Annotated in this window: 17 protein-coding genes and 1 pseudogene; 8 read left to right on the top strand and 10 right to left on the bottom strand. The window is 71.7% G+C overall.

All coding sequences use genetic code 11. The features are described 5' to 3' along the window. Positions 1-10 precede the first annotated feature (10 nt). Positions 11-394 carry a UPF0182 family protein gene (locus A5691_RS20000; protein WP_369827104.1) on the top strand — a complete coding sequence of 128 codons (384 nt, stop codon included), beginning with the start codon at positions 11-13 and terminating at the stop codon, positions 392-394. Here A5691_RS20000 and A5691_RS19995 read toward each other — a convergent pair. Further along, positions 346-1,701, bottom strand: a pseudogene (locus tag A5691_RS19995) (UPF0182 family protein); the annotation flags it as partial. The gene A5691_RS20000 and the pseudogene A5691_RS19995 sit on opposite strands and share 49 nt — an antisense overlap. Before the next feature lie 78 nt (positions 1,702-1,779). Then, entirely contained in the window at positions 1,780-2,802 is a 1,023-nt protein-coding gene (locus tag A5691_RS19990; RefSeq protein WP_067750990.1) for a PDZ domain-containing protein, read from the bottom strand. Between the two features lie 77 nt (positions 2,803-2,879). Between A5691_RS19990 and A5691_RS19985 the strand changes: the two genes are divergently transcribed. Then, positions 2,880-4,259: a zinc-dependent metalloprotease gene (locus A5691_RS19985; RefSeq protein ID WP_197499209.1), complete on the top strand. Its 1,380-nt coding sequence runs from the start codon at positions 2,880-2,882 to the stop codon at positions 4,257-4,259. A 78-nt stretch (positions 4,260-4,337) separates the two neighbouring features. Further along, entirely contained in the window at positions 4,338-5,153 is an 816-nt protein-coding gene (locus A5691_RS19980; RefSeq protein ID WP_067750997.1) for a TOMM precursor leader peptide-binding protein, read from the top strand. Here A5691_RS19980 and A5691_RS28410 read toward each other — a convergent pair. Beyond that, the gene (locus A5691_RS28410; RefSeq protein WP_197499210.1) at positions 5,150-5,323 is read right to left on the bottom strand and encodes a hypothetical protein; all 174 of its coding nucleotides are present in this window, start codon (positions 5,321-5,323) and stop codon (positions 5,150-5,152) included. The genes A5691_RS19980 and A5691_RS28410 overlap by 4 nt on opposite strands. An 81-nt stretch (positions 5,324-5,404) precedes the next feature. Between A5691_RS28410 and A5691_RS19975 the strand changes: the two genes are divergently transcribed. Continuing rightward, positions 5,405-6,748 (top strand): AarF/ABC1/UbiB kinase family protein, encoded by a 1,344-nt coding sequence (locus A5691_RS19975; RefSeq protein ID WP_067750983.1) that lies wholly within the window; start codon positions 5,405-5,407, stop codon positions 6,746-6,748. On the opposite strand, the gene A5691_RS19970 is transcribed toward A5691_RS19975, so the two are convergent. From A5691_RS19970 to A5691_RS19965, 3 genes are all read right to left on the bottom strand, one after another. Next, positions 6,745-7,014, bottom strand: coding sequence for a WhiB family transcriptional regulator (locus A5691_RS19970; protein ID WP_067750977.1), 270 nt, complete (start codon positions 7,012-7,014; stop codon positions 6,745-6,747). The two genes, A5691_RS19975 and A5691_RS19970, sit on opposite strands and share 4 nt — an antisense overlap. Before the next feature lie 134 nt (positions 7,015-7,148). Continuing rightward, positions 7,149-7,301: a hypothetical protein gene (locus tag A5691_RS28130; RefSeq protein WP_156669995.1), complete on the bottom strand. Its 153-nt coding sequence runs from the start codon at positions 7,299-7,301 to the stop codon at positions 7,149-7,151. 173 nt (positions 7,302-7,474) lie between these two features. Further along, on the bottom strand, positions 7,475-9,574 hold the full coding sequence (locus A5691_RS19965) for an ATP-dependent DNA helicase UvrD2 (protein ID WP_197504943.1): 2,100 nt from the start codon (positions 9,572-9,574) through the stop codon (positions 7,475-7,477). A 115-nt stretch (positions 9,575-9,689) separates the two neighbouring features. On the opposite strand from A5691_RS19965, the gene mrx1 reads away from it, so the two are divergent. Further along, on the top strand, positions 9,690-9,944 hold the full coding sequence (gene mrx1 / locus A5691_RS19960) for a mycoredoxin Mrx1 (protein WP_067750972.1): 255 nt from the start codon (positions 9,690-9,692) through the stop codon (positions 9,942-9,944). Positions 9,945-10,026: 82 nt separating this feature from the next. Next, complete coding sequence (locus A5691_RS19955; protein ID WP_067889812.1) at positions 10,027-10,692, top strand: sensor domain-containing protein; 666 nt, start codon at positions 10,027-10,029, stop codon at positions 10,690-10,692. Positions 10,693-10,702: 10 nt separating this feature from the next. On the opposite strand, the gene nudC is transcribed toward A5691_RS19955, so the two are convergent. From nudC to A5691_RS19935, 4 genes are all read right to left on the bottom strand, one after another. Beyond that, on the bottom strand, positions 10,703-11,635 hold the full coding sequence (gene nudC, locus A5691_RS19950) for an NAD(+) diphosphatase (protein ID WP_067889809.1): 933 nt from the start codon (positions 11,633-11,635) through the stop codon (positions 10,703-10,705). A 109-nt stretch (positions 11,636-11,744) separates the two neighbouring features. After that, positions 11,745-12,815: a TrkA family potassium uptake protein gene (locus A5691_RS19945; protein ID WP_067750960.1), complete on the bottom strand. Its 1,071-nt coding sequence runs from the start codon at positions 12,813-12,815 to the stop codon at positions 11,745-11,747. Positions 12,816-12,905: 90 nt separating this feature from the next. Continuing rightward, on the bottom strand, positions 12,906-16,166 hold the full coding sequence (locus A5691_RS19940) for an ATP-dependent DNA helicase (protein WP_068266766.1): 3,261 nt from the start codon (positions 16,164-16,166) through the stop codon (positions 12,906-12,908). After that, entirely contained in the window at positions 16,163-19,297 is a 3,135-nt protein-coding gene (locus A5691_RS19935) for an ATP-dependent DNA helicase (protein WP_068017120.1), read from the bottom strand. The genes A5691_RS19940 and A5691_RS19935 overlap by 4 nt, the downstream gene beginning before the upstream one ends. 110 nt (positions 19,298-19,407) lie before the next feature. Between A5691_RS19935 and A5691_RS19930 the strand changes: the two genes are divergently transcribed. Together A5691_RS19930 and A5691_RS19925 are read left to right on the top strand one after the other, a co-directional pair. After that, complete coding sequence (locus A5691_RS19930; protein WP_067757337.1) at positions 19,408-19,602, top strand: hypothetical protein; 195 nt, start codon at positions 19,408-19,410, stop codon at positions 19,600-19,602. 47 nt (positions 19,603-19,649) lie between these two features. Continuing rightward, on the top strand, positions 19,650-20,435 hold the full coding sequence (locus A5691_RS19925) for an alpha/beta fold hydrolase (RefSeq protein ID WP_068015576.1): 786 nt from the start codon (positions 19,650-19,652) through the stop codon (positions 20,433-20,435). The last annotated feature ends 1 nt before the right edge of the window (position 20,436 follow it).

Raw genomic sequence — 20,436 nt, 5'->3', positions numbered from 1 at the left:
GCTCGACTGGATCAACCGGCACAGCGTCTACACGCACGGCAACGGGTTCATCGCCTCGCCGGCGAACACGGTGCGCGGCGTCGCCAACGACCCCAACCAGAACGGCGGCTATCCCGAGTTCCTGGTGAACGTCGTCGGCGCCAACGGCAACGTGGTGTCCGACGGCCCCGCGCCGCTGGACCAGCCGCGCATCTACTACGGGCCCGTCATCGCCAACACCTCAGCCGACTACGCGATCGTCGGTCGCAACGGCGCCGACCGCGAATACGACTACGAGACCAGCGCCGAGACCAAGAACTACACCTACACCGGGCTCGGGGGAGTTCCAGTCGGGGACTGGCTGTCGCGCACCGTGTTCGCCGGCGAGGCGATGAACCCGTTGCCGTGCGTGTAGACGCTGTGCCGGTTGATCCAGTCGCGCTGGTTCTCGATCAGCCGGTCCGGGTTGAGCTCGCGGGCCGCGACGACGTAGTCGCGCAGTGAGCCGTTGCGGTCCAGGTAGCGGTCGATGGACAGCTGGTCGGGGAAGTAGTAGAAGTTCTTGCCCTGCTGGAACTGGGTGAACGCCGGGCTGACGATGGTCGGGTCGAGCAGCCGGATGTTGGAGGTGGTCGCGCGGTCGTCGGCGACCTGCTGGGCGGTGGCCTGCGTGTCACCGGCGTAGGTGCGGTAGGTGACGACGTCCGACGTCAGCCCGTACGCCTGCCGGGTCGCCGCGATGCTGCGGCTGATGTATTCGCTTTCCTTCTGCGCGGCATTGGGTTTGACGCTGATCTGCTCGACGATCAACGGCCACCCGGCCCCCACGATCAGCGACGACAGCAGCAGCAGAACCAGGCCGATGGCCGGAATCCGCAAGTCACGCAGGACGATCGCGGAGAACACCGCGGCGGCGCAGATCAGCGCGATCGCCATCAGGATCAGCTTGGCCGGCAGCACCGCGTTGATGTCGGTGTACCCCGCACCGGTGAAGGGCTTGCCGCCGCGGGTGTGCGACAGCAACTCGTAGCGGTCCAGCCAGTACGCGACCGCCTTGAGCAGCACCAGCAGCCCCACCACCGTGACCAGCTGGATGCGCGCCGAGCGGCTCAGCGCGCCGGTGCGCCCGGACAGCCGGATTCCGCCAAAGATGTAGTGCGCCAGCAGGTTCGCAACGAACGCGAGGAAGACGGCCACGAACAAATAGCTGAGCAGCAGCCGGTAGAACGGCAGGTCGAACGCGTAGAAGCCGAGGTCCTTGCCGAACTGCGGATCCCGGATACCGAAGTCCCCGCCATGCATGAACAGCTGGATGCGCACCCAGTAGCTCTGCGCGATGATGCCGGCCAGCAGGCCGATCGCGACCGGCACCCCGATGCCCACCAACCGCAACCGGGACAGCACGACGGCGCGGTACCGCGCGACCGGATCGTTGTCGTTGCTCGGCACGAACACCGGGCGGGTGCGGTAGGCCACCGCGAGACCGGCGAACACGATGCCGCCCACCAGCAGGCCGGCCACCAGAAAGACCACGAACCGGGTGACCAGGACGGTGCTGAACACTGAGCGGTAGCCGAGTTCGCCGAACCACAGCCAGTCCACGTACGCGTCGATCAGCCGGGGGCCGGCGAGCAGCAAAGCGATCACACCCAGGGCGATCAGGATCAGAATCCGGCTGCGCCGGGTCAGCTTCGGCATCCGTGCGGTGGGCCGCATCCCCACTGGCTACGCTCCCTGCTCGATTGATCGACGGTGACAACTCTACGCATCGCGCGACCCGCCATTTGGCTCGCTCAGCTTCTAACAGCTCGGGGGCTGGCCCCCCGACGTGATCGCATGCAGGGCGTCGACCGCCTGGCTGAGGGTCTCCACCTTCACCAGGCGCAGGCCGGACGGATTGTCCGAGTTCGCCTCGTAGCAGTTCTTGGCCGGCACCAGGAAGACCGTGGCGCCCGCCGCGTGGGCGGCGACCATCTTGTGGGTGATGCCGCCGATCTGGCCGACCTTCCCATCGGCGGAGATGGTGCCGGTCCCCGCGATGAACTTCGACCCGGTGAGGTCACCGGTGGTCAGCTTGTCGACCACCGCCAGGCTGAACATCAGGCCGGCCGACGGCCCCCCGACGTTGGCCAGGTTGAAGTCGACGACGAACGGCGCCCAGGGCGCGGTGAGCACGGCGACACCGAGGAAGCCGTAGTCGCGATCCTTGTTCGCGCCCAGCGTAATCTGGGCCACCCCGGCCGGCTCGTTCTTGCGCCGGTAGTCGATGGTCACCGTCTGGCCCGGCTTGGTGTTCTTGAGCAGCCCGGTGAACTGGTCGACGTCGGCCACCGGGACGCCGTTGACCGCGTCGATGGCGTCGCCGTCCTTCAGCTTGCCCGCGGACGGACCCGGATCGGTGACCTTGGCGACCGTGACCGCGGCCGGGTATTTCAGGTAGCCCAGCGCGGCGTAGGCGGCGCTGTCCTCGGACTCCTTGAAGTCCGCGTTGTTGGCCTTGTCGACCTCGTCCCGTGACTTGCCCGGCGGGTAGATCAGGTCGCGCGGCACCAACTGCTCCTGCCCCGAAAGCCACAGCGTCAGCGCTTCGCCGAGGGTCAGCTGGTCCCGCTGGGAGACCGTCGTCATGTTCAGGTGCCCGGTGGTCGGATGCGTCGCGGTGCCCTCGATCGCCACCACCTGCTTGCCGTCGACCTCGCCGAGCGTGTCGAAGGTGGGTCCCGGGCCCAGCGAGACGAACGGCACCGTCACCACCGCCAGCAACACGCCGAAGACCAGGATCGGCACCAGCGCGACCATCAAGGTCAGAATCCGCCTGTTCACGCCGATTACACTAGACGGAGCCCGTCGGTCCGGTTCAGCCACAAGCTGACCCCGAGACCACCCACCCCATTCCCCCGGTGAGTACCGTTGACGGTATGGCTGACCTGCCTTTCGGCTTCTCCCACGGGGAAGACCCCGACAAACCCGGGAAGAAAGATCCCAATTCGGGCTCCGGCGGCTCCGATCCCTTCGGCGCATTCGGCATGAGCGGCGATTTCGGCATGGGCGACCTCGGGCAGATCTTCACCCAGCTGGGTCAGATGCTTTCCAGCGCGGGCACCGGGATGGCCGGGGGCGGACAGTCGGGCCCGGTCAACTACGAGCTGGCGCGCCGGGTGGCCACGAACTCGATCGGGTTCGTGGCGCCCATCCCGGCCACGACGCACTCGGCGATCGCCGACGCGGTACACCTGGCCGAGACCTGGCTGGACGGCGCCACGGCGCTGCCCGCCGGCACCAGCAAGGCGGTGGGCTGGAGCCCGGCCGACTGGGTCGACAACAGCCTGGATACCTGGAAGCGGTTGTGCGACCCGATGGCACAACAGATTTCGACGGTGTGGGCGTCGTCGCTGCCCGAGGAGGCCAAGAGCATGGCGGGCCCACTGATGGCGATGATGTCGCAGATGGGCGGCATGGCCTTCGGCTCGCAGCTGGGGCAGGCGCTGGGCCGGCTGTCCCGCGAGGTGCTCACCTCCACCGACATCGGATTGCCGTTGGGGCCCAAGGGCGTTGCGGCGATCCTGCCCGACGCCGTGGAGTCGTTCGCGGCCGGGCTCGAGCAGCCCCGCAGCGAGATCCTGACGTTTCTGGCCGCGCGCGAGGCCGCCCACCACCGGTTGTTCAGCCACGTGCCGTGGCTGTCGAGCCAGCTGCTGGGCGCGGTGGAGGCCTACGCGATGGGCATGCAGATCGACATGAGCGGTATCGAGGAGTTGGCCCGCGACTTCAACCCGGCGACGCTGTCGGACCCGGCGGCCATCGAAAACCTTCTGGGGCAAGGCGTTTTCGAGCCCAAGGCCACCCCGGCGCAGACGCAGGCGCTGGAACGCCTCGAGACGCTGCTCGCGCTGATCGAGGGCTGGGTGCAGGTGGTGGTCACCGCGGCCCTGGGCGACCGGATTCCGGGGGCGGCCGCGCTCAGCGAGACGCTGCGCCGCCGCCGCGCCACCGGCGGCCCGGCCGAACAGACCTTCGCGACGCTGGTGGGCCTGGAGCTGAGGCCCCGCAAGATGCGCGAAGCCGCCGCGCTGTGGGAGCGCCTCACCGAGGCCGCCGGCGTGGACGCCCGCGACGCCATCTGGCAACACCCCGACCTGCTGCCCGCCGCCGAGGACCTCGACGAGCCGGCGGGCTTCATCGACCGCGTCATCGGGGGCGACACCAGCGGCATCGACGAGGCGATCGCCAAGCTCGAGGAGAACCCCGAGGATCCGGGCCGCGGCCCTGTGGATAACTGACCGGGGCGCCCACCCCCGGCGTGGCACAGTGCACCGGTGTCACCGGCCACGCTTTCCACCTATGCGCTGGACCCCGCCATGCCGGTACTGCTGCGGCCCGACGGCGCCGTCCAAGTCGGCTGGGATCCCCGCCGTGCCGTGCTGGTGCGGCCACCGGGCGGCCTGCCCGCCGCGGAACTGGCCGCGCTGCTGCGAACCATGCGATCACCCACGCCGCTGGCCGAGCTGCGGCGGCGCGCCGTCGACCGCGGCCTGCGGGACGCAGAGGGCCTGACGGACCTGGTCGACCAGCTGGTCGGCGCGGGCGTGGCGACCGAATGCGGGAAGCCCCGCGGCCGGGCGCCGTCCATCCGGATCCACGGCCGCGGGCCGCTGTCGGAGCTGCTCGCCGAGGCGCTGCGCTGCTCGGGCGCCCGGATCGCCCGCAGCAGCCAGCCGCACGCGGCCGTGTCGGCCGCCGTCGTCGACCTGGTGGTGCTGTCCGATTACCTGGTCGCCGACCCGCGCATGGTCCGCGACCTGCACGCCCGTGGCGTGCCCCACCTGCCGGTGCGGGTCCGCGACGGCGTCGGGCTGGTCGGCCCGCTGGTGATTCCCGGGACGACCAGCTGCCTGGGCTGCGCCGACCTGCATCGGCGGGACCGCGACGCGGCCTGGCCCGCGATCTCCGCGCAGCTGCGGGAGACCGTCGGGGTGGCCGACCGGGCCACGCTGCTGGCGACCGCGGCGCTGGCGCTCAGCCAGGTGAACCGGGTGATCGCCGCCGTGCGCCAACAGGAGGCGATGCCGCCCCAGACGCTGAACGCCACGCTGGAATTCGACCTCAACGCCGGCGCCATCGTCGCGCGGCGCTGGACCCGGCACCCGCTGTGCTCGTGCGGACGGGCCAGCTAGCCGAGCCGGCCCTGATCCGGGACGTTCGACGACACCGACTCGTAGGCGGTCCCCAGCTGTTGCAGGATCTCCGCGGTCAGGGTGCCGTCGTTGCGGTGCTTGTCCAGCGTTTCGATGATCGCCCTGAACAGGGAGTCAGCGGCGTCGTGTTGTGATTGCTTGGCTGCCATGGGGGACAACCTAGGGCGCTTCCCCGTCGGCCGCCCGCGAGCGGGTGTTGCGAAGATCAAGCGCGAGGCGCGTGGAACGTCATGGATGATGGATACGTGGCAGACATCAAACGGGGCCGGGCGGCGCGCAACGCGAAGCTGGCCAGCATCCCGGTCGGCTTCGCCGGCCGGGCGGCGCTCGGCTTCGGCAAACGGCTGACCGGGAAATCGCGGGACGAAGTCCAGGCCGAGCTGATGGAGAAAGCCGCCAACCAGCTGTTCACCGTCTTGGGCGAGCTCAAGGGCGGGGCGATGAAGGTCGGCCAGGCCTTGTCGGTCATGGAGGCCGCCATCCCGGACGAATACGGCGAGCCCTACCGCGAGGCGCTGACCAAGCTGCAAAAGGACGCCCCGCCGCTACCCGCCAACAAGGTGCACCGGGTGCTCGACGCCCAGCTGGGCACCAAGTGGCGCGAACGGTTCAGTTCGTTCGACGACAAACCCATCGCCTCGGCCAGCATCGGCCAGGTGCACAAGGCGGTCTGGGCCGACGGCCGCCCGGTGGCCGTCAAGATCCAATACCCCGGCGCCGACGAGGCGCTGCGCGCCGACCTCAAGACCATGCAGCGGATGGTCGGCGTGGTCAAACAGCTCGCCCCCGGCGCCGACGTCCAGGGCATCGTCGACGAGCTGGTCGAGCGCACCGAGATGGAGCTCGACTACCGGCTGGAGGCCGACAACCAGCGCGCCTTCGCCAAGGCCTACGAGGGCCACCCGCACTTCGCGATACCCCACGTCGTCGCCAGCGCGCCCAAGGTCGTGGTCCAGGAGTGGATCGACGGCCTGCCGCTGGCGGAGATCATCCGCGACGGCACCCGCGAGCAGCGCGACCTGATCGGCACCCGGCTGCTCGAGCTCACCTTCGACGCGCCGCGCCGGCTGGGGATGCTGCACGGCGACGCCCACCCGGGCAACTTCATGCTGCTGCCCGACGACCGCATGGGCGTCATCGACTTCGGCGCGGTCGCACCGCTGCCCGGCGGCTACCCCATCGAGCTCGGGATGACGATCCGCCTGGCCCGCGACAAGAACTACGATCTGCTGCTGCCGACGATGGAGAAGGTCGGGTTCATCCAGAAGGGCCAGCAGGTGTCGGTGCGCGACATCGACGAAATGCTGCGCCAGTATGTCGAACCCATCGAGGTCGACGAGTTCCACTACACGCGCAAATGGCTGCAGCGCATGACCGTCGGCCAGATCGACCGGTCGGTGTCCCAGATCAAGACGGCCCGGCAGATGGACCTGCCGCCCAAGCTGGCCATCCCGATGCGGGTCATCGCCTCGGTGGCGGCGATCCTGTGCCAGCTGGACGCGCGGGTGCCGATCAAGGCCCTCTCCGAGGAGCTGATTCCCGGCTTCGCCGAGCCCGACAGCGCGGCCATCTAGGCGGCGACCTCGTCCTTGCGGGGGCGTCCGCGCGGCCGTTTGAAGCTCAGGATGGCGCCGCGGTCGAGGATCTCGCCGCCCCACACCCCCCAGGGCTCGGCCCGCTCCAGCGCGGACGCCAGGCACTCGCGCCGGATCGGGCAGCCCGCGCAGAGCGCCTTGGCGCGCTCGAGGTCGGCCGGGGTCTCGGCGAACCAGAGGTCGGGATCGCCGGCGTGACACGGCAACGCCGGCGACGGCTGTCTGGGGACTGTCAGGGCCGACATGTCCTGCTCACCTGCTTCCTGGTCGGGGCTTGCGGATTTCGCTGATCCGGACCAGGGAGCGGGCTTGCGCCCGAAAAGACTATGGCCACGGATCCTTGACTTCGGGTCCGTGGCCATCCGGTGAGACCGGGGAGTTACGTAGCCATTCGGTGGACCTCGAGTCCTGCGGACGCGTTCGTCGCGGCGGCGGCGGCGCGATGCTTCAACGCGGCCGCCGGCACGGCGGCGGCATGCTTGAGCGTGGCCGCCGCGGCGGCCACGTCCACACCGAACGCGTCGTTGATCATCGTGGCCACCTCCCTTCGTCGTGCCAGAACGCAGCTTCGAGGGTAAACCGTCGCGGACGCGCGGCACAAACTATTTTCTGACCTGCGCTTATCGGCGACAGCCTCACCGAGTGTGGGCCCTAGTACGGCAATTGCCTCGAATTCGTCCACAAGCCCCACGCTCGACGGTGTGGTTAGGCGCCGCGCACCAACTCCAGCACGTCGGGCCCGTACTGCTCCAGCTTGCGCGCGCCGATGCCGGGGATCGCGATCAGCGCGTCCTCGTCCCCGGGCCGCAGCTCCGCGATGGCGATCAGCGTGTTGTCGGTGAAGACCACATACGCGGGCACCTGCTGCTCCTTGGCGACGTCGAGCCGCCACGCCTTGAGCCGCAGCAGCAAGTCTTCGTCGACGTCGGCCGCGCACGTCTCGCACCGCCGCAGCATGACCGCCGCGGCGGTGGACAGGTCCTTGTTGCAGATCCGGCAGCGCGCCGCGGGTCCCCGGTTGCGCCGGGACTTGTTGGGGGCGGCGTCGGCGCGGGCCTGGGGCGCGATGCCGTTGAGGAACCGCGACGGCTTGCGGCCCTGCCGTCCGCCCGGGTTGCGGGCCAGCGCCCAGCTGAGCGTCAAATGGATTCGCGCCCTGGTGATTCCGACGTACAGTAGCCGGCGCTCCTCCTCGACCGCCTCGCTTTCGGGGCCGTGCGCCAACGCGTGCGAGATGGGCAGCGTGCCGTCGGCCAGCCCGACCAGGAACACCGCGTCCCACTCCAGCCCCTTGGCGGCGTGCAACGAGGCCAGCGTCACGCCCTGCACCACCGGCGGGTGGCGCGCGTCGGCGCGCAACCGAAGCTCGGCCAACAGGCCGGCGAGGTCCAGCTGCGGGCGCTGGGCCACCTCGGCGTCGACCAGCTCGGCCAGCGCGGTCAGCGCGTCCCAGCGCTCCCGGGCCCGGGCGCCCACCGGCGGCTCGGCCGTCAGACCCAGCGGTTCCAGGACGGCTCTTACGACGTCGGGCAGCGGCCCGTCGGCGCCGCGCTCGGCGGCCCGCTGCAGCGCCAACAGCGCCTGCTTGATCTCCTGCCGGGTGAAAAAGCCCTCGCCGCCGCGAACCTGATAGGGAATGCCGGCCTCGGTCAGCGCCTCCTCGTAGGCCTCGGACTGCGCGTTGACCCGGTAGAGCACGGCGATCTCCGACGCCGGGGTGCCCGCTTCGATCAGCCGGGCGATCGACGCCGCGACAGCGGCGGCCTCGGCCGGTTCGTCGGGATGCTCGCGGAACGACGGCGCCGGGCCCGGCGGACGCTGACCGGACAGGTGCAGCTTGCTGCCGGCGACCCGCCCGCGGGCCGCGGCGATCACCTGGTTGGCCAACGACACCACCTGCGGGGTGGAGCGATAGTCGCGTTCCAGGCGGACCACTGTGGCGTCGGGATAGCGCCGCGAGAAGTCCAGCAGGAACCGCGGCGAGGCCCCGGTGAACGAGTAGATGGTCTGGTTGGCGTCACCGACGACGGTCAGGTCGTCCCGGTCGCCCAGCCACGCCGCCAGCACCCGCTGCTGCAGCGGTGTGACGTCCTGGTATTCGTCGACAACGAAACAGCGGTAGCGGCCCCGGAATTCGTCGGCCACGGCGGCGTCGTTCTCGATCGCCGCCGCGGTGTGCAGCAGCAGGTCGTCGAAGTCGAGCAGCGTCACCGATTCGTCGCGGACCTTCAGCGCCTCGTAGGCGGCGTACACGGTCGCGACCCGGGCGGCGTCGAGCGGGATGTCCCGCCCTGCCTCGGCCACGGCGGCCGGATACTCCTCGGGGGTGATCAGCGACGCCTTGGCCCACTCGATCTCGCCCGCCAGGTCGCGGACGTCGTCGGTACTGGCGTTGATCCTTGAGCGGCTGGCCGCCCGCGCCACCACGGCGAACTTGGTGTCCAGCAGCTGCCAGCCGGTGTCACCGACCACCCGCGGCCAGAAGTACCGCAGCTGCCGGTGCGCCGCGGCGTGAAAGGTCAGGGCCTGCACCCCGCCGACGCCGGTGTCGGCGCCCGCTGCGGCGCCCAGCGTGCGCAGCCGGGAACGCATCTCCCCCGCCGCCCGCTGGGTGAACGTGACCGCCAGCACCTGCCCGGCGGCCACATGGCCGCTCGCCACCAACTGCGCGATCCGGTGGGTGATGGTGCGGGTCTTGCCCGTTCCGGCCCCGGCAAGCACGCAGACCGGGCCGCGCGGAGCCAGGACGGCCTCGCGCTGCTCGTCGTCCAGCCCGGCGGTCAAGGCGTCGGCGACCATCGGCATGGCGTCCATCTTGGCAGCGATGGCCGACAAACCGCGGCCCCGGCCGGTGCGCGTCGGGATATGGGTGCGGTGTTCGGGCGCGGAACACACCGCCTGCGGGCTACGTTAACGAGCTATGACCACTGCCCCGATCACCGTCTACACGACCTCATGGTGTGGCTACTGCCATCGGCTCATGACTGTGTTGAAGTCCAACGGAATTCCGTACCAGGCGGTCGACATTGAGCACGACCCCGCGGCGGCGGAATTCGTCGGGTCGGTCAACGGCGGCAATCGGACGGTCCCGACGGTGAAGTTCGCCGACGGATCCACCCTGACCAACCCGAGCGCGGCCGAGGTCAAGGCCAAGCTGGCCGAGGCCGGCGCCTAAAGAGGGCCGGGCGCGCCGACACGCCGCCGGTGTTCACCAACTGCTCTGCCTGCCGCCGAGCGCGGCCCTAACATTGGCGAGCATGGCGTCGAGTGATCGGTCGAGCCGCTTGCCTCGGCGCCTGTCGCTGGCCGCCATGGCTTCGGCCGTCATCGCCGTCGCCGTACTGACGGCATGCTCGCACTCCCGTACGGCGGCGAACCCGAGCCCGCACGTGTACGCCGACTCCTTGGTCATCAGCCTCGACGATGCGCGTCACATCGCCAATTTCGAAGGCCTGCAACCGTATCCGTATGCCGACCGCCACGATCCGCCACAGGAGACCATCGGCAACCCGCCGGCGCCGTGCCGGGCGGTGGGAACCACGGACCTCACCTTCGCCGGGGGCTGGAAGGAATACCGCTCTGTCGCCTACGCCGGCTCGACCGACGACCTGAGGCCGGGCGGCATCGCCCCGATCAACGAGGTCACCAACGCCGTCGTCGTCTACCCGGACGCCAACGTCGCCCGCGGGGCGCTCAACCAGCTGCACACGACGCTGGATCAGTGCGCCTCCCTACACCACACCGCGTATGACTTCACGCTGAACAAGCCGGATTCCCTGACGTTGAAGCTGAACTCCGACGGCTGGATTCACCTCTACACGGTGAAGTCATCGGTGCTGGTCTCCGTCGGCGTGCTGGGAATCGAACCCACCGATCAGGTCGCCAGCGCCGTGCTGCAGACCGTGACGGACCGCATCAAGTAGCGGCGCCGGGTCAGTCGATCGCGGCCCAGGATTCGATGATCACGCGCGCGATCGAGATCGAGCCGGGCAGCAGCAGTTTCGAATCCGCCGAGCTGGACCAGTCACCGGCCGCGAGCGCCGCGCGCACCTCGTCGCGGGTGAACCACGCCGCCTCCGCGATCTCGCCGTCGTTGAACGAGAACTCCTCGCCGGGGTCCGCGACGGCGTGGAAGCCGACCATGAGCGAGCGCGGGAACGGCCACGGCTGGCTGCCCAGGTAGCGGACGTCGCGGACGGTGAGGCCGATCTCCTCGCGGATCTCGCGGGCGACGCAGACCTCGAATGATTCACCGGCCTCGACGAAACCGGCCAACAGCGAGAACATCCGCTCCGGCCACACCGCCTGGCGGGCCAGCACCGCACGGTCGCCGCCGTCGTGGACCAGGCAGATCACGGCCGGGTCGATGCGCGGAAACTCCTCGTGCCCGGTGACCGGGTGGACCCGTGCCCAGCCCGCCCGCGCCGGGCGGGTCGGCGAGCCGTCGACCGAGCTGAACCGCGCCGAGTCGTGCCAATTGAGCAGCGCGACGGCCGACGAGACCAGTTGGCTGCTGGTGTCGTCGAGGATCGACCCCAGGCCGCGCAGGTTCACCACCTCGGCGTGCACGTCTTCGTCCTCCGGCGCCTCCAGAGCGCCGCGGATCGCCCACACGTGGCGCCCGTTGTCGATGCGGCCCAGGAACACCGCGTCCGGTGGCGGCTTGTCGGCCAGCCTGGCCGCCGAGCCCAGCACCACCCGGCCGTCGGCGACCAGCACCTGACTGCGCGAATCCACCCGCAGCAGCGCCGCGTCCGCCCAGCCGGCGGCGGCCGCCTCGACGTCGGTGCGCAGCTGGTCGGCCCGGTCGGCGCCGACCCGCGACAGCAACGGCACGTTCCGTAGCCGAAAGTCCGCGATGCCCACTAGAGCCAGCCTTCGTGGCGACCCGCCGCGACCGGCTCCGCCGCTCTTGCGATCGCCCAGCCATCGTGGCGACCCGCCGCGACCGGCTCTGCCGCTCTTGCGATCGCCACTAGTGCCCCGCGTGCCGGATGTAGAGCAGCCGGTCGTTGGCCTCGACAGCGTCCACCTCGGGCGCGCCGATGCGCAGCAGGTGGCCGTCACGCACCACGCCGAGCACGATGTCGCGCAGATGGCGCGGGGAGCCGCCGACCTCGGCCGGCTCCACCTCGCGCTCGGCGATCGCCAGCCCGAAGTCCGGTGTCAGCAGGTCTTCGATCATCTCCACGACGCTGGGCGTGGTGGTGGCCAGCCCCAGCAGGCGGCCGGCGGTCGCCGAGGAGACCACCACCGAGTCCGCGCCCGATTGCTGTAGCAGGTGCTGGTTTTCGGCCTCTCGGATGGACGCCACGATCTTGGCGTTGGGGGCGATCTCCCGGGCGGTCAGCGTGACCAGCACCGCGGTGTCGTCGCGGCTGGTGGCCACGATGATCGACGCCGCGTGTTGCGCCCCGGCCAGCCGAAGCACGTCGGCCTTGGTGGCGTCGCCGTGCACGGTGACCAGGCCCGCGGTCGCGGCGTGCTCGAGGGTGCTGCGATCGGTGTCGACGACGACGACCTCGCCCTGGGCGGCCTCGTCGCTGAGGATCGCCGCGACGGCCGTCTTGCCCTTAGTGCCGTAGCCGATCACGATCGTGTGGTTGCGCACTCTGCTCCTCCAACGCTGAATCTTCCACCCCTGCCGGGAGCGCTCGGAGAGCACCTCGAGGGTCGTGCCGACCAATACGGCCAGGAACGCGATCCGCAGCGCGGTGAAGATCAGGGTGTGAACCAAACGCGCGGTTTCGGTGTATGGCGTGATATCGCCGTAGCCGGTCGTCGACAGCGACACCGCGGAGAAGTACACGCAGTCCAGAAAGGTCAGCGGCTGGCCCCGCACATCGCGGTAGCCGTTGCGGTCCGCGTAGACGATGACGGCCGCCGCGAACAGCACCACCAGCGCGATGGCCACGCGGCGGGTGATCACCCGAATGGGGCTGGCGTGCTCCTCGGGGATGCGCACCACGCCGACCAACTGGTGGCCTCGCTGGGCGGTCAGCGTCTCTTCGAGACCGCTCAGTTGCCGCGACCTACCGTTGCGCACGGCGGTCCGTGATCGGCTCGACGCCAGCGCAGGAGACACCCACGCCTCAATGTAACCACGATCGCCACCCCGGTACCCGGGCAGCGCGGGTCACCCGACGGCCGGCTCGCCCAGCAGCCCGGCCAGTTCGGCGGGGGCGGGCAGATCGTCGGGGGCGACCGTGGCGCGGGCGCGCACGTAATAGAAGGCCGTGCGCACCGACGATGCCGGGACACCGGACAGGGCGGCCCACGCCAAGCGGTAGAGGGCGAGTTGGACGGCGGCCTGCCGCATGGCTTCGGGTCCGTGCGGCGGTTCTCCGGTCTTCCAGTCGACGACCGTTGCGCCGCCGTCGGGGTCGGCGAACACCGCGTCGATGCGGCCGCGCACCAGGGTGTCGCCGATCGGCATCTCGAAGGGCACCTCGACGGCGACCGGAGTGCGCGCAGCCCACGGCGATTCGGTGAACGCGGCCTGCAACGCGGCCAACTCCCGGGTGTCGCCGACGTCGGAATCCGCCGCACCGGGCAGGTCCGCGAGGTCGAACAGGCACTCGGCGCCGTAGAACTGCTGGACCCACGCGTGAAACGCGTTGCCCAGCAACGCGTGCGGGTCGGGCCGCGTCGGCAGCCGATACCGCAGCCGCTGCGCCGCGGCCGCGGGGTCGCGGGCCAGGTCGACCAGGCCGCTGACCGACAGCTGGCTGGGCAGCTCCCCGGACGGCGGTTGGGCCACCCGCGCCCGTTCGGCGAGCAGCGCGTCGACGTCGGCGGTCCAACCCTCGACGTCGGCGCCTTCGTCACCGGTGTCGCTCGACATCACCCGGGTCACCAACGCCGCACCGCGCTCGACATCACCACGTCGGCCGGCCAGCGGATCGGCGGGCCAGACGGCCTCGACGGTGTTGTCGCGCAACGGGTTCCGGTCACCGTCGGCCGGGGTGGACGCCCATTGATCCACCACCCCGCAGGGGTCACCGGCCGAGGCCGAACGGTCGATGACGTCCTTGATCTCGCACAGGAAATCCGAGGGCCCGCGCGGTTTGATCCCCGTGGCGCCCCAGTGGTGGCCGGACACCAGCAGGGTGTCCTCGGCGCGGGTGATGGCGACATAGAGCAGCCTCCGCTCCTCGTCGACGCGGCGCTGCTCAAGTTGTCGGCGATGTTCGGAGATCTTGTCGGACAGCTGCTTTCGGTTGGTGACATCCGAGGTGTCGAGCACCGGGATGCCCAGTGCGCCCGTCGAGGCGCGGTCGCCCCGCAGCAGCGGCGGCAGCTCCGCCGCGTCGGTGAGCCAGGTGCTCCGGGACGCGGTCGACGGAAAGATCCCGCCCGACAGGTGCGCCACCGCGACCACCTGCCACTCCAGCCCCTTCGCGGAGTGCACCGTGAGCACCTGCACGCGATCGCGCGCGGCCACCAACGGGGCGGGCGGCAAGCCGTTTTCGACCGACTCGGCCACATCCAGGAAGGCCAACAGCCCCGACACCGACGCCGTCGCCGAACGGTCGGCCGCGTCCGCTCGTTCGGCGTAGCCGGCGACGACGTCGGCGAACGCGTCCAGGTGTTCGGTGCCGGTCCAGCCGGACTGCGCCCCCGCCGCGGCGCGGACGTCACAGTCGACGCCGAGCACCCGGCGCACCTCGGCGACAAGGTCCGGCAGCGCATGGCGCAGGTGGCCCCGCAGCGCGCGCAGTTCGGCGCCCAGCGCGGTGATGCGCTGATACCCCGCGGCCGAATAGCACTCCGCCGGGCCGGGATCCGCGATGGCGTCCGCGAGGCAGGCGGTGTCGGCGTCCGGGCCGGCCGCCATCGCGATCGCTTCCGGCGCGACGGCCCCGCCCCCGCCGTCGCACAGGGTCCGGGCGCGCCGCCACAGCGCGGCCACGTCGCGGCCGCCGAGGCGCCAGCGCGGACCCGTGAGCACCCGCATCGCCGCCGCGCCCGCGGTCGGGTCGGCCACGAGCCGCAGCATGGCCACGACGTCGGCGACCTCCGGCACCGACAGCAGCCCGGCCAACCCGACGACCTCGACCGGGACACCCCGGGCGCGCAGCGCATCGGCGATGGGCGCGGCGTCGGCGTTGCGGCGCACCAGGACCGCGGCGGTCGGCGGGTTCCCGCCGTCGGCCCCCCGGTACCGGGCGGCGAGCTCGTCGGCGATCCACTCCCGCTCGGCCTGCACATCGGGCAGCAATGCGCAGCGGACGGTCCCGGCCGGCGCGTCCGGGCGCGGCCGCAGCGCGTGCACCGCGACGGACCTGCGGCGCGCCTCCGCCGAGATCGCGTTGGCCAGCCGCAGGGTGCTCGGCGGGTTGCGCCAGCTGGTCCGCAGCTCCAGGACCGGCGCCGGTGTGCCGTCGGACAGCGGGAAGTCGGTGGTGAAGCGTGGCAGGTTGGTCGCCGAGGCGCCGCGCCAACCGTAGATCGACTGAATCGGGTCGCCGACGGCGGTCAGCGCCAGCCCGTCGTCGACACCGCCGCCGAACAACGCCGACAGGGCGACCCGCTGCGCGTGCCCGGTGTCCTGGTACTCGTCGAGTAGCACCACGCGGTAGCGGCCGCGCAGTTCCTCGCCGACCCGCGGGTAGTCCGCCGCCAGCCGTGCGGCGCAGGCCATCTGCACGCCGAAGTCCATCGCCTTGGCGGCCCGCATCCGCTCGCCCAAAGCGTCGAGCAGCGGCCCCAGCTCGGCTCGCTGGGTCTGGGTGTCCGACAACCGTCGCAACCACTGGCTGGGGCCGCGGTCGCGCTGATAGGGGCCCGCGGGCAGGGTGTGGATCAGCCGCTCCAGCTCCACGTGGGTATCGCCGAGCAGCCGGGTGTCGACCAGGTGTTCGGCCAGCTGACCCCACAGCCGCAGCACCATCGACGTCACCGCGGCGGGGGTCTTGTCGGTGTGCAGCTCCCCGCGGTAGCGGCTGACGACGTCGAAGGCCAGCTGCCACAGCTCGGTCTCGCCGAGCAGCCGGGTGTCGGGCTCGATGGGCAGCAGCAGCCCGTAATCGCGGATCAAGGAACCGGCGAAGGCGTGGTAGGTGCTGACCGTCGGGTTGCCCGCCGGTTCCGCGGCAGCCGCACCGTCGGGGGCGCCGACGCCGGCCAGCCGGGCGAGGCGGGAGCGCACGCGGCGCAGCAACTGGCCGGCGGCCTTACGGGTGAACGTCAACCCGAGGACCTGGCCGGGTTCGGCGTAGCCGTTGGCGACGAGCCAGACCACCCGCGCGGCCATGGTCTCGGTTTTGCCCGCGCCGGCGCCGGCGATCACGACCAACGGGCCGGGCGGGGCCGCGATGACGGCGGCCTGCTCGTCGGTGGGCGGGAAAAGCCCCAGCGCTCGGGCCAATTCGGCCGGGCTGTACCGTGCGTTCACCGTTCCGCCCCGTCCGCGTGGGCCGGGCACGAGGGCCGTATCGGGCAATGCGAGCAGCCGTCGTTGCGCCGGGCGATGAACCGGGGCCCGGCGGTCGCCTCGGCGGCGCGGACCACCAGCCGGCGCCATTCGTCGCGGGCGGCCGGGGTCAACGGATCCTGTTCGCGCTCCGTCGCGCCGCAGGCCCCGGCCTTGCCGACGTAGACCAGCCGCGCGCCGCCCGGCTCCTCGCCGGCCGCCACCATGCCCTCGGCGACCGCCAACTGATACATCGCGAGCTGGGCGTGCTGTTGGGCGTCGTCCTTGCTGACCGGCGTCTTACCGGTCTTGACGTCGACGATCACCAACCGGCCGGCGGCGTCGCGCTCCAACCGGTCGACCCGGCCGTGCAGCCGGACTTCGCCACCGCCATCGCGGGACGCGGCCAGGGTTCCGTCGATCTCGACCTCGACGCCGACCTCGGTCAGCGCTCCGCGGGTCTGCGCCCGCCACTCGACGAAGGCCTCGATCATCGCGCGGTGCCGCGCCAGCTCGTTGGCCGAATGCCACTCCGCCTCGAAGGGCAGGTGGCGCCAGGCGCGGTCCAGCTCGGCCAGCAATTCCGTTGCGCTTTTGCGTGATTCGGCGACCAGGGCGTGCACCACCGAACCAATGGTCGAGCGCAGATCGCGCGGGTTGGTGCCACCGTGCCGTTCGGCCAGCCACCGCAGCGGGCAGTCGTTGAGCGTCTGCAGGGTCGACGGGGTCAGGGTGACGGCATCGCCTTCGCCGTGCAGCGGTTCGCTGGTGCTGACCGGGGTCAGGCCGTGCCAGCCGGCCGGGTCGGCGCCCGGCACGCCGGCCCGGGCGAGCCGCGCCAATTGCGTTGCCGCACAGGCGCGGGCGGCGTCGTCGACCGCCCCGTCGGGCGCGCACACGACACCGCGCAGCCGGCCCACCAACGCCGCAGCGGACAACACCCGTGGCGCCGCGATGGGTTGCACGCCAACCGAATCGGCGTCGCCGTCGGCCCACTGCGCGAGCTCGTGGAAAAACACCGACGGCAGCGCGGCCTCTTGATCCGCGCCCCCGGAATCGCTGTCCACGGCGGTCACCAACAATCGCCGGCGGGCCCGGCCCATCGCGGCGACAAGCAGCCGCCGCTCCTCGGCCAGCAGCGGCGCCCGCACCGACGCCTCCTCGGCGACGCCGTCCAGCACGTCCAGCAGTCGCTGGGTGGCCAGGACCCCGCCACGCGGGACGGTGTTGGGCCACAACCCCTCCTGCAACCCGGCGATGACGACCATGTCCCATTCGTGGCCCAGGGCGGCGTGCGCGCTGAGCACCCGCACCTGCTCCACCGTCGACACCGGCTCCTGGTTCACGCTCGGCAGGTGCAGCGCGCCGACGTGGTCGACGAGCCCGCGCAGCGACGCGCCCGAGGTCCGGGACACGTACTGGTCGGTGATGTCGAACAACGCGGTCACCGCCTCCAGGTCCCGGGCGGCCTGCGCGCCGGCGGGCCCGCCGCGCTCGGCCGCCGACAGCCAGCGACGCTGCAGGCCGCAACGCTGCCACGCCGCCCAGAGGGTGTAGCGCGGGTCTTGGCCCGCACGATGGCAGCGCGCGGCCGCGTCCAGCACCGCGCGCACCCGCTGCACCGGGCGAAGCTGCGGCCCCGAAAGTGGCGCGGCGCCGGACAGCGCGTCGGCCAGCAGGTCCGCGAAATCGCGCGGCGCGCGATCGGCGTTGGCGCGCTGCAGCGTTCGGCGCAGCTGCCGCAGCGAGACCGGGTCGACTCGGCCGATCGGACCGGTCAGCAGCGCGAGGGCCCGGTCGCCGTCGAGCCCGTCGGCGGTGGCCGCCAGGACGGTCAGCAGGGCGCGGGCCGCAGGCTCGTCGGACAGCGACCCGCTGGCCGCCGGTGCGGCCACCGGCACCCCGGCGGCGGCCAGCGCGCGCGGCAAGCGGGCGCCGGCCCGCGGCACCGAACGGACGATGACCGCCATCCGCGACCACGGCACGCCGTCGAGCAGGTGCGCCCGGCGCAGCGCGTCCGCGATCATCGCCGCCTCCGCGTGCGCGGACGCGGCCAGGCGCACTTTGACCGACCCCTGCTCAGGCCCGGTGCCCTCGATCCGCCTGCCTGCGCTGCCGCCGGGCAGCCGGCGCGCGATGCCGCTGACCGCGCGGGCCACCGCCGGGGCGCAGCGATGCGAGGCCGTCAACGTGACCGACGGCGAATCCCCGTCCAACAGCCCGGCGGATTCACCGCCCCGAAAACCGAACACCGCCTGATTGGCGTCCCCGGCGATCAACGCCAGCTCCGCGCCCGCCGCGAGCACCCGGACCAGCCGGGCCGCCTGCGGGTCGAGCTGCTGGGCGTCGTCGACCAGCAATACCCGCACCCGGCCCCGCTCGGCCGCCAGCAGCTCGGGATCGACCGCGAAGGCTTCCAGGGCGGCACCCACCAGTTCGGCGGCCCCCAGCGCCGGCGTCGTCGCCTGCGGCGCCGCGGTGCCGACCGCCGCCCGCAGCAGCATCACCTGCTCGTACTGGCGCGCGAACCGGCCGGCGGCGGTCCATTCCGGACGCCGGCACCGACGGCCCAGCCGCTCCAGCTCCTGCGGGTCCACACCCCGTTCGGCGCAGCGCGCCAACATGTTTCGCAGTTCGGTGGCGAAGCCCGCGGTGGCCAGCGCGGGCCGCAGATGGGCGGGCCACGCCACCGCCGCGCGCGGCCCGTCCTCGAGGTCGCCGGCCAGCAGCTCCCGGATGATGGCGTCCTGTTCGGCGCTGGTGACCAGCCGCGGCGGCGCATCGCCGGCCCGCTCGGCGGCCCGGCGCAGCACCGCGTACGCGTAGCCGTGCACGGTGCGGACGAGCGGTTCGCGCACGGCGGCCCGGCCGGGCCCCGCGGAGCGCGGACGCAGCAGGGCCGTCGTCAGCGTGCTGCGCGCCCGCATCCCCAGCCGGCCCGAACCGGTAAGCAGCAGAACCGATTCGGGGGCCAGGCCGGCGTCTATCTGGGCGACCGCGGCCTCGATGAGCAGACTGCTCTTGCCGGTGCCGGGCCCGCCCAGCACCCGGACCGGCCCGCGCACGCCGGGCGCAAGCAGGGCAAGCGCCTCGGGGTCCCAGGTGAACGACATGGCTGCAATGGAATCACCAGGGTCTGACAAGTCGGCCCGACCCGCGCGGCCGCGGGCCCCTACGCTGGAGGCCGCGAACAGCCCGACGAACGGTTGAGGAGGTAGACATCGTGACGGACGTCTTTCCCAGCGACGAAGCGCCCGAAGGTGACGCCGCGGAACAACTGCAACCGGTCGACGTCGACGACGAATCCGGCCTGGACACCGAATACCTGACCGTGGCCGATCGCGAGGCGAACGAGGCCGATGTGATCGAGCAGGCCTACATCGTCCCCACCGAGGACGAGTGGGAAGACGGACGCTGAGCCGGCCGCCCGCGAGCTCTCGTGACGGCGGCTGGCACGATCGACGCGTGACCGCTGATCTGCATGTGCACCGCTACGGCCCGGCGGGACCGGTGCGGGTGCTGGCGCTGCACGGGTTGACCGGCCACGGACGGCGCTGGCAGCAGTTGGCCGGCCTGCTCCCCGAAATGACTTTCGCCGCACCGGATCTGATCGGCCACGGCAGGTCGACCTGGGCGGCGCCGTGGACCATCGACGCCAACGTCGCGGCGATGGCCGCGCTGCTCGACGACCAGGCCGAGGCGCCGGCGCTGGTGGTGGGCCACTCCTTCGGGGGCGGCCTCGCCACGCAGCTGGCCGCGGCACGACCGGACCTGGTGGCGGCGCTGCTGCTGCTCGACCCGGCGGTCGGGCTGGACGGCGAGTGGATGCGCCAGATCGCGGACGCGATGTTGGCCTCGCCCGACTACCCCGACGCCGAGGAGGCGCGCCTGGAGAAGGTGCACGGCTCCTGGTCGGACGTCGACCCGGCGCTGCTGGACGCCGAGATCGGCGAGCATCTGATCGCGCTGCCGGGCGGCCGGTACGGCTGGCGCGTCAGCCTGCCGGCGATGATGTCGTACTGGAGCGAGCTGGCCCGGGACATCGTGTTCCCGCCGGCCGGAACGCCGACGATCCTGGTGCGCGCGAAGCGCACCTCGCCGCCATACGTCAGCGACCGACTGATCGCCGGGCTGCACGATCGGTTGGGACCGGATTTCCGGCTGCTTGATTTCGACTGCAACCACATGGTCCCCTACGCCGCGCCCGGGGAAGTCGCCGCGCTGACGCGCGAGTTGCTCGAGGCGCGCTGAC

The organism is Mycobacterium sp. E183 (genome assembly GCF_001667735.1).
Taxonomy (GTDB): Bacteria; Actinomycetota; Actinomycetes; order Mycobacteriales; family Mycobacteriaceae; genus Mycobacterium.
This window is presented reverse-complemented; position numbering and strand designations above follow the sequence as displayed.